Here is a 9,471-nt window from a genome sequence, read left to right on the forward strand (position 1 = left end):
AGTTGCGTCCCAGACGCGAGCTTTGAGTGGTGCTTTCTGTCGTTTCAGATTTCTTCTCCCCACAATAAAACCACCCTACCTAACCCCCCTTAATAAGGGGGGGACAAGAACCCGCTACCACCAGAGAAACCGGGTTTTTTCGGGTTTCTACGCTGTCACGAAATATTCTCGTAAAAACCCGCTTTCTGGCCCCGCGTGCGTTCATAAGCTCAATCTCCCAATAAAATTCGCAAAGCTTTCAAAGCATTTGAACGATTGCCATTGGCAATTTTTCCAAACCAATAATGTGCCTCTTCATTACTCATCGCCATAATTCCCTCGGCAATATTAGCAATTCGTTCGGTTTTCGATAGCGGTTGCAGGGATTGAAATAAAATCGCCAAACTTACGCCAGATTCTTCGGATAAAATATAAGGAGTTTGTCGCTGCTGAGATAAAGTTTTCGGATCGTAATTATTGGCTTTGAGAGTAGCATAAATCTTTTGTCTCGCTAAAACCAGCGCATTTCCTTTGAGTCGCCCCAATTTTTTAGCCGCTGGACGCTTTTTTTCACCCGCTTTTTTGTAAGCGCATTGGTACAATTCTAATGCGAAATTATTGTGATCTAAAGGCAAAACTCGTAATTGAAATTCTTGCATAATACCAAATCCTGGTTGGATATCCTCTTTATGACTCGGCGGTTGAAACCGCGTCTACACAAACAAAACCCGCCTTCGCGGGTTAAAGAATAACGGATGCCCCAAACCCGGATTTGGTATAAGAGGGCGGGCTTATGAGATATTTTATTTGAGGCGTAGATAGTTAGTAAAACCAGCCCCTACATTTCTATTTCTTAGTCCGCGGAGGCGGACATCGTTTGTGTAGTAGCGATTTCAATCGCCGAATCATCTGAATTATTCCCTCAATATATCACCCTTGCCGTCAAACTCAACCTTTCTACCGGATTGCGATCGAGCGTTTGTTTTATACTGCTAATATCCGAGGCATTTGCTGACAACGCTGGCTTGAATTCTAAGGTGATTTTCAAACTAACATCCGCTTGCGCGTCGGGACTGTTCAACAAACTGTTGATAGTCGAGAAAAAGCTCTGAAATCCCCGAAACGCCCCTTGATATTCCAGCCGCACAAATTGGTCGCCTGTTTGAATGGTTGCGGTTTGGTCGATTTGCGGTTGCCAGCGCTGCAAGAGGGCAATTGCTGTTCCTAATTTGCGATAATCCATTACCCGATCCACAGACAATTCTAGCACTTCGATGCCTTGCACTTTGTAGTCGCTAATGCGATCGCCCAAACCAGCAAATACCGCATTCACCGTGCCGTCGAGTTCGATAATCTGCGGTTTCGCCTCCCACAAAGTCCCCTGTAGCCCTTCCACAACATAAGCAGAAGTGCCACTATCTCGAAAGGTAGAAACTTGAGAATTTAGGTTGACATTGGTTGCTTTTTCTGCTGTTTCCCCGTTGCCATAATCGGCCACCACACGAAAAATAGTGTTATTAACAATGGTGGTTTCACACTCATCGGAAGGGCGGAAATTTCCCGGCACTAAAATATTATCTTGATACAAACTAACCGTCAGTGCTCCTTTGGCTTTCCACCTCACCCGCACGGGTTTTGCGGCTTCTGCACTGGGCATCAATTGAGCGCTGAGTTCCACTTCTTTCGGCGCTGGAGGTTCGAGAATGCCGCGTCTGTAGAGGGAGGCGCGATCGCTAAATTCGATCGTCTCCGGCAGCGCCAACACGCTATCATCAGTTTTGATAAACAGTCTCTCCCCGACTTTCAGATCCCAATTCCCCATTTTCAACCCTTCGCGAATCGTCTCCCGCAGCATCGAAACTTCCGCATCGAGGAGAATATTCAAACTCAAATCCTTAGCAAAAGCATCGCGCAGCGCCTTCGTCGTCCAACTATCCAACCCCGCAGGCCAAACTTTTTGCAAGATAAAAGCCGGGGCGAAAGCTTTAGCTTCTTCGGCGCGAATTTTGCCGCAATCTTTGAGGGCTTTGAGAATCACATCTTGCTGGTTATTTTTGCCTTTCACCATACTCGCATCCTGCGCGGTAAGAGTGTAGTGCATCAACCCTTTCGGTGCTTTTACTTGGTCATTTAACGGATAAAATAAATGGCGGTAAGCATTAGTCAAAGATACTCTCACAGCTATATCTTTCGCGCCTTCCCTTTCCTTGAGTTGCTTCTGTTGGCTTCCCGATAAATCTTCCATCCGGTTCTGACTTTTGAGAATATTTTGAATGGCTTTATATTCTCTGGCATTGTCGATCGCGCTTTCTAATTCTAGCCGATTTGCCACCAAAAATAACATCCGATTGCGGTAGGTGCGAAACTTCCCCGATTCGCCGCTATTGTTAAAAATTCTCTCGATCAATTCCGGCGCTGCGTCGGTAGAAGCATTCACCGTCGCATCGTCAAAGTCGATCGCGCACAACGCCACATCATCAGGGTTATCGTCTACATTTCCGGGACTTTCGATATTAGAAACTAAGGTAAAGAATTTCTTGGCAAAAATGCTATCTCGACGAATTCTCAAATCTTCTTTCGCGAATCCCCTCCCGACTTGTTCTTTCTCTTCGGTAATGATTTTGTTAATCGAAGGTTCTTCTTTAAACCGGGCTAAAGATGTTACCGGATCGGAGTCTAAATACCAGGCTACCTTAGTCAGTCTGTCTAAAACGCGATCGACAAAACCGCTGTCAACCCCCGGAGTCAGCAGCGACAAATTCAACTCAGCCAGCCGAATACCCGAAGAATTTCCCTGAGTCAAAGAATGCAAAAATATTGTTCTGCTTACCCAAGTAGAAAACGGCGGTTTTCCCGCTGCTATCCATTCCCCGTCTTGCAATTGTGCGTAAGCCGGCCTACCATCGGGATTGTAGATATCAGCGCCGATCGCATTCCGCAAGGGCGATCGCTGCAACCGAGAAGTAAGATCGTTAGTAATTTCCCCATCCATCCCCACCGGAATATGATGCGTGTGAATCATCGGCACAAACGAGTCAGAATTCAGAATCCTGAATCCAGAATTGTCCCCCCTAAATTCTGCTTCTTGCTTCCCGCTACCTTCTTCCTTCTTCCTTCTTCCTTCTTCCTTCTTCCTTCTTCCTTCTTCCTCCCACAAATAGCGCACGACTTGCGCGAACAATCGCAAAGCCCCCCGCGTCTTCTGGAATTCGGGAATAGAAGCAATTTTTTTAGTAAGAAGATTGAACAATTCCGGGTGAAACGGATAACTTTGGGCGATCGCTTCTGAGTATGACGCATCTTTGCACCCATCGGGCAAATTAACCCGGCAATTGCGATAAGCCGCCAAATATTCCGATGCCGCTTTTTGCGCCGCTTCCTCGCTAACTTTGGCAAACACGCGCTGTTTGACGATGTTGTAAATTTCGATATCTGTAGAAGGACTCAAAACCCGTTCTTGTCTTGCAGAAGCCCGCATTGTTTCTTGCAATTCAGCCGTTTCTTCCGCAAAAGTATCTGCTGTCGAGGCGAGGGAATAAACCAATACTAAATTATCGCAGGCTGCCGCCAAATCCATCAAGGAAAATAGAAAAGCTACCACTTGTTCGGCTAAATCGCTTCTGCCAATTTTTTTCGCTTTTGCCGATCGCAAATACCGCGCAATTTCATCTAAAATAATCACAGTCGGCTGTCCCCCCGTCAACCGTTCCAACACCGAAGTACCGGGACTGACACCGCTTTTATCGCTGCCTTGCAGTAACTGATAGCCTGAAATCCCGCCAATTTGGTAAGCAATTTCGCCCCAAAGAGTATAGGTTGTCAAGCCACTGTCCGAGTGATAAACTCCTTGTTCAGGGTCTAAATCTCGACCGTCGATGGCTGCAACTTGTAAAGGGCGATCGGGAATCACGCTAATATCTGTAAAGCGTTCCAATCCGTGAATTTCTCGCCCTAGCTTGCAGATATGCCAGAGTGCAATTTCATCGTGAGTTTTCCCGCCCCCAAAACTCGTTTCCAATCGAATCACCCCAGCCCCGGCGCTTTGCTTCATCAAGCGGCCAAAAACTTCACGAATCAGGGTTTTGATGCCATCAGTGGCGAAGGTATTAGCAAAGAAAGTATTTGGATCTTGATAAACTTGAGGTGCAGTTCCTTCCACAACCAACCGCAATTTTGCGGCAAATAAATCGAGAGACAAATCTCCCGATAAAATCTCATCTCTGGGCACGCAGGTATCAAAGATTAATGGCAGCATCTCAAAGATCCTTAACTAATAATAATATCAATTCCGCACTTCATCAGAATTATTCATCTCTCTCTTTTCTCCCTCTGTGTTCTCTGCGGTTAAATCATTCCGATCCAACCGGAAACGATATAATTACAGTAGTAGTAGCGCATTGCGCACCCTACATATAGCGGTTCTCAGAAAGATGAGGTACGTAGTTGGGCTTCAGCCCTCTTAGCACCGGTGCGCATTGCGCACCCTACATATAACCAATAACTAATGACTAAAATCGACATTTCCGCCGCTAACAATTACCCCAACTCTCGCATTCTCAGCCTGCACAACACCCGACAACAAAGCCGCCGCCGCTAACACTCCCGTCGGTTCCACAACTATCTTCATGCGTTCCCACATAAAAAACATTGTGCTGCGAATTGCCTCTTCTGAAACTGTTGCCATATCGTCCACATAATGCAGCACCAAAGGAAAGGTTAATTTCCCCAAAGATGGCGTGCGCGCGCCGTCAGCAATCGTATCCGGGTTGCTAACAGTTTGCAGCGTTTTCGTGCGGAACGATCGCGCCGCATCGTCTGCTTGCTCCGGTTCTACTCCTATTACTTTACACTGCGGGGACAAAGTTTTTGTCGCGATCGCGCATCCCGACAGCAAACCCCCGCCGCCGCAGCAAACCAGCAGCAAATCCAACTCCCCAACTTCTGCGATTAATTCCAGCGCCGCCGTACCTTGTCCCGCAATCACCCGCGCGTCATCATAAGGAGGAATAATTGTCAAGTGCCGTTCTGCGGCAATTTTGGTGGCGAGCTCTTCGCGGGAAACTTGAGTGCGATCGTACAAAATAATTTCTGCACCGTAGCCGCGAGTCGCTTCTTGCTTGACTTTTGGCGCATCTGCCGGCATGACAACAGTAGCGGGAATTTGTAGCAACCGTGCGGCAAGGGCGATCGCCTGCGCGTGATTTCCCGAAGAAAAAGTCAGCACTCCCCGCTGTTTTTCGGCTTCAGATAGCTGCATCAAAGCATTGCAAGCACCCCGAAATTTAAACGAACCCGTCCGCTGAAAGTTCTCGCACTTGAAAAATACCTGAGAATTCGTGCGTTTGTTGAAAGTTTCCGAAGTCAGCACCGGCGTCTTGAAAGCTTTGCCCTGCAAGCGCTTTGCCGCAGCCTCCACATCCGCGAAACAGACTGACAAGGGATTTTCAGTAGAGAAGTGGACACTCATAGATTGTATATTGGGGCAATCGAGGACTCTATTTGTAGGGTGGGCATTACCCGCTTCACTCCTACAAATATTAAATTATAAGTTTTTACTATAAACTTATTAAAAATTCTTATCATTAACTGTTGCGCTCAATTGTTCAAAAAGCTTTAAACTAATATCAATTTATTGCAACTTATTATCAAAAAGTCAAGTTGCGTTTGTGCTTACAAAGGAGAGCGATTAATGAATACAAAGTTAAAAGTGCTGGCTGGCGCTAGCGCGGGATGTTTGCTGCTAGCGGGTTTGACGGCGAATGCAGTTGGAATCGGACAGCGGGCGATCGCCCAGACAACCCCGAAGGTCGATCCTCTTCGAGGGCTTGGCCAACGAGATTTGAGAGCACAAGCTCCTATAAATCGCATTAGAATCGTATTTGCCAACCGCAGGGATGCTACAGATTTGCAAAATAAAGCCGATCGAGTAGCGCAAATACTTTCCAAAGAAATCGGAATGCCCGTAGAAGCAGTAATCGGCGACGAAACCGCCGCTGTAGAAGCTTTGAGAGCCGACAGAGCAGATGTGGCATTTGTAGCAGGCCGCGCGGCATTAAAAGCAGAACAATTAGCAAAAGCGCGGATGTATTTAGCCGAAGTTCGCAGCGATTATTCCGGCGGAAATACCTACAATTCAGTGTTTGTAGTGCGCCAAGACAGCCCCCTGCGTCCGAAAGCTTCGTCAAAACAAACTCTCGAACAATTGAAAGGCAAAAAAATGGCTTTCACCTCTCGAACTTCCGGTTCGGGATTTATTTTTCCAGTTGGGGAATTGGTAGGTCAAGGATTAGTTTCAGGGCCGGATAGATTAGAAAGTTTCTTCGGAAATGTCACCTACGGCGACGGTTATGGCAGCGCTTTGCAAGCTGTTTTAAAAGGTCAAGCAGAAGTTGCAGTCGTATCGGAATACGCCTTGCTACCGCCTTGGATCACAGCAGCAGAAGGCAAGCAGTTGCGAGTGCTGCAAAAAGTTTCCGGAGTTCCAGCCCACGGAATTGTGATTGACGATCGCGTTCCTGCACCCATGCGGGAAAAGCTGGTTAATGCTTTCATGAAACTGAACGAACCTGCAAACAATCAATTGTTCCGCAGTTTGTACAATTCCCAGCGCTTGGTGAAAGTCGATCACACCAGCCATTTAGCAACGTTGCGTCAAGCTTTGGTGCGCGCCAAATTAGAGCCGTAATCTAATACTAATTCTGAAAAGTAGCACCTGAAATCCGTAGGGACACGGCAGTGCCGTGTCCCTAGCGTTGGCACATTAAATTAGTACAGTAGACCTCTTGCAAAAATAACTAGGACGGGCTCTGGGGCCCATCCCACAAAATTTTTTTTCTTGTGGAACGGGCCGGAGAGCCCGTTCCAGAATTTGATTAAAAGGATTTTTGCAAGAGGTCTAGTTACCTGGTGCATTAAATTAATTACCAAAATTGTCAATAACTATCCCCCATGACTATCGAATGTTGCAATTTACAAACAGCTTATTCACCATCTCTAAATCGCCCAATTCTCAACGGAATTGATTGCAAAATCACACAAGGCGAATTTGTGGCACTCCTGGGTTTGAACGGTGCGGGAAAATCCACGCTTTTGCGTTCTTTTGTCGGCTTAGTTCCCGTCAAAACCGGAGAAATTCGGATTAACGATACAGTGATAACTCCGCGCACGCTGAGGCGAATTAGGCGCGATATCGGCTTGATTTTTCAAGGCGGCGGGTTGGTAAAACAGCTACCCGCGATCGACAACGTGCTGTGCGGTTGCTTGGGAGGTTTGAATACTTGGGAGACGCTGTGGGGTTTTCCGAAGAAACAGCGCGATCGAGCTTTTGAATTGCTGGCAAACTTCGGACTCAAAGACCTAGCATATCAAAAAACCGGACAACTCAGCGGCGGACAGCAGCAAAAAGTCGCCATCGCCCGCGCTTTAATCCAATCTCCACAGATTTTACTAGCTGACGAACCCACCAGCGGATTAGACGTAATCGCAGCCCAACAAGTAATGGAAATCCTCGCTCAACTGCACAAACAACAAGGAATGACAATAGTTGTAGTATTGCACGACTTGGGAATGGCCAGCACTTATCCAGAAAGAGCGATCGTCCTCGATGCCGGTCAGATAGTCTATGATGGCAAATGCCACAACCTCTCCGACAAATTCAGCAAATTAACACATCCCAAAATAGAAGCGTGAGCTCCTCTCTTCTCCTCTCTTCCTCTGCGCCCTCTGCGCCCTCTGCGGTTCATTAAAAAAAGCCCCTTCACCAAACAAAATAAATAACTTTACATCAACCTCAAAACCAACGCAAATGACCGAAAACAAATCAACTAATTCCTCAAAAAATCATGGCTGGATTAAAAATATTGGTATTGCAGTAGCCTTAATTGTAATTTACGGTTGGGCCCTGCGGGGATTAGAAATTGATGCCGCAACTCTGGCAAGCAGTTGGCCTTACATGACCGATTTTATCTCGCGCTTGTGGCCGCCGAATCTAGAAATAATAGATGTAGCAATTAAAGCTTTGATCGAGACAATTCAAATGTCGCTTTGGGGAACGACAATCGGGGCAATCCTTTCCGTACCAATTGCTATTTGCAGCGCTCGCAATATAGCACCAAACTGGTTGCAATGGCTGGCAAATTTGGTGCAAAATGCAGTGCGTTCTGTTCCTTCAATTGTGCTGGGGTTGCTGTTTGTATCGGCGACTGGTTTGGGCGCGCCGGCGGGTACATTGGCCCTGGCAATTTATACGATCGGCTATCTGGCTAAATTTTATCAGGAGGCGATCGAATCAGTGGAAGCGCGATCGGTCGAATCGTTGCAAGTCGCGGGTGCATCTTGGCTGCAAGTTGCACAATACGGCATTTTCCCGCAAGTATTGCCGCTAGCCTTGGGTTACACGCTGTGGATGTTTGAGTATAACATTCGGGCGGCTTCGGTGTTGGGAGTGGTCGGCGCTGGCGGAATTGGCTTTGAATTAGTGAATTATATTAGGTCTTTTGAATACAACAAGGCAACAACCATGATGTTAGTGCTGTTAGTTGTAGTGACGGTTATAGATGTAATTAGCAGCAAATGGCGGCAGCAACTAGAAACCAAATAAAGACAGGTTGAGAAACAAAATAAGGACACGGCGATGCCGTGTCCTTACCTGTGTATTGTAGGGACACAGCATTGCCGTGTCCCTAACCGTACGCCGATATCCCGATTAGGATTCTTGCCGTTTAGAACAAGAACAATTCAGTATTACCGGAAACTCCTAAATTGACATCGACAGTTGCAAACAAACTGTTACCGCCAACAGTAGAACCGTTGCTATCGTAATACAGTTTAGTAGATGCAGACAAACTGTCGTAGATAGCCATGATCGACGGCCCGGTTAAAGTTGCTTCGAGCGCAGTTACACCGACTGTGCTGCTGTAAGCGTAGAAACTAGAACCCAAAGGTCCAGATCCGGTTGTAAACGCTGCAAAACCAGTTTTGTCGAGGTTAATTACATCATCAGCAATGCTGTAATTGGTAATTAAATCCCCGCCGCCAGCAGTAGTTCCGCTGAACACAAACACGTCCAAACCAGCACCGCCGTTGAGAACATTGGTTCCCAAACCGCCGATTAAAGTGTCATTCCCGTCGCCGCCGAAGAGACTGTCGTCACCAGCGCCACCGAAGAGACTGTCGTTACCAGCGCCGCCCGATATGCTGTCGTTACCAGCGCCACCGTCGAAAATATCAGCACTCGATCCGCCGTTCAAAATATCGGAGAACTCAGTGCCGGTGACGTTATTAGGGCTGCTCGCGTTTCCTGTGAATAAGACAGGCGTGGTAAAGTTGTAACCGCCAGCACCAGAACCGAAGTTGTTAACTCCGTTTGTCGGGAAAGTACCCGGATTAGCAGTTAAATCGACAACGCTACCAGAATTAGTAGTGCTAGTACCAGAAGATGCGATCGTACCTGTAAATACAAAGTCCGCCGTTCCCAGATTGCTAGCAGCAGTA

7 protein-coding genes are annotated in these 9,471 nt (G+C 47.0%); 3 read left to right on the plus strand and 4 right to left on the minus strand.

The window, feature by feature from the left end:
• Nucleotides 1-209: 209 nt before the first annotated feature.
• The 3 genes from QUB70_RS18155 to QUB70_RS18165 all read right to left on the minus strand — a co-directional run bounded on the left by QUB70_RS18155 (nt 210) and on the right by QUB70_RS18165 (nt 5,446).
• Nucleotides 210-638: a DUF7680 family protein gene (locus tag QUB70_RS18155; protein ID WP_332982442.1), complete on the minus strand. Its 429-nt coding sequence runs from the start codon at nt 636-638 to the stop codon at nt 210-212.
• Nucleotides 639-901: 263 nt separating this feature from the next.
• Complete coding sequence (locus tag QUB70_RS18160; RefSeq protein WP_332982443.1) at nt 902-4,234, minus strand: ATP-binding protein; 3,333 nt, start codon at nt 4,232-4,234, stop codon at nt 902-904.
• 246 nt (nt 4,235-4,480) lie between these two features.
• Complete coding sequence (locus QUB70_RS18165; protein ID WP_332982444.1) at nt 4,481-5,446, minus strand: threo-3-hydroxy-L-aspartate ammonia-lyase; 966 nt, start codon at nt 5,444-5,446, stop codon at nt 4,481-4,483.
• Between the two features lie 222 nt (nt 5,447-5,668).
• On the opposite strand from QUB70_RS18165, the gene QUB70_RS18170 reads away from it, so the two are divergent.
• The 3 genes from QUB70_RS18170 (at nt 5,669) to phnE (ending at nt 8,578) form a co-directional block, all read left to right on the plus strand.
• The gene (locus QUB70_RS18170) at nt 5,669-6,664 is read left to right on the plus strand and encodes a phosphate/phosphite/phosphonate ABC transporter substrate-binding protein (RefSeq protein WP_332982447.1); all 996 of its coding nucleotides are present in this window, start codon (nt 5,669-5,671) and stop codon (nt 6,662-6,664) included.
• Between the two features lie 263 nt (nt 6,665-6,927).
• Nucleotides 6,928-7,668: a phosphonate ABC transporter ATP-binding protein gene (locus tag QUB70_RS18175; RefSeq protein ID WP_332982449.1), complete on the plus strand. Its 741-nt coding sequence runs from the start codon at nt 6,928-6,930 to the stop codon at nt 7,666-7,668.
• A gap of 115 nt (nt 7,669-7,783) precedes the next feature.
• The gene (gene phnE, locus QUB70_RS18180) at nt 7,784-8,578 is read left to right on the plus strand and encodes a phosphonate ABC transporter, permease protein PhnE (RefSeq protein WP_332982451.1); all 795 of its coding nucleotides are present in this window, start codon (nt 7,784-7,786) and stop codon (nt 8,576-8,578) included.
• Between the two features lie 121 nt (nt 8,579-8,699).
• On the opposite strand, the gene QUB70_RS18185 is transcribed toward phnE, so the two are convergent.
• Nucleotides 8,700-9,471: calcium-binding protein (locus QUB70_RS18185; RefSeq protein ID WP_442927795.1), on the minus strand; the 772-nt coding region annotated here is incomplete at its 5' end.

It is taken from the genome of Microcoleus sp. A003_D6, from assembly GCF_036702825.1.
In the GTDB taxonomy this organism is placed as follows: domain Bacteria; phylum Cyanobacteriota; class Cyanobacteriia; order Cyanobacteriales; family Microcoleaceae; genus Microcoleus.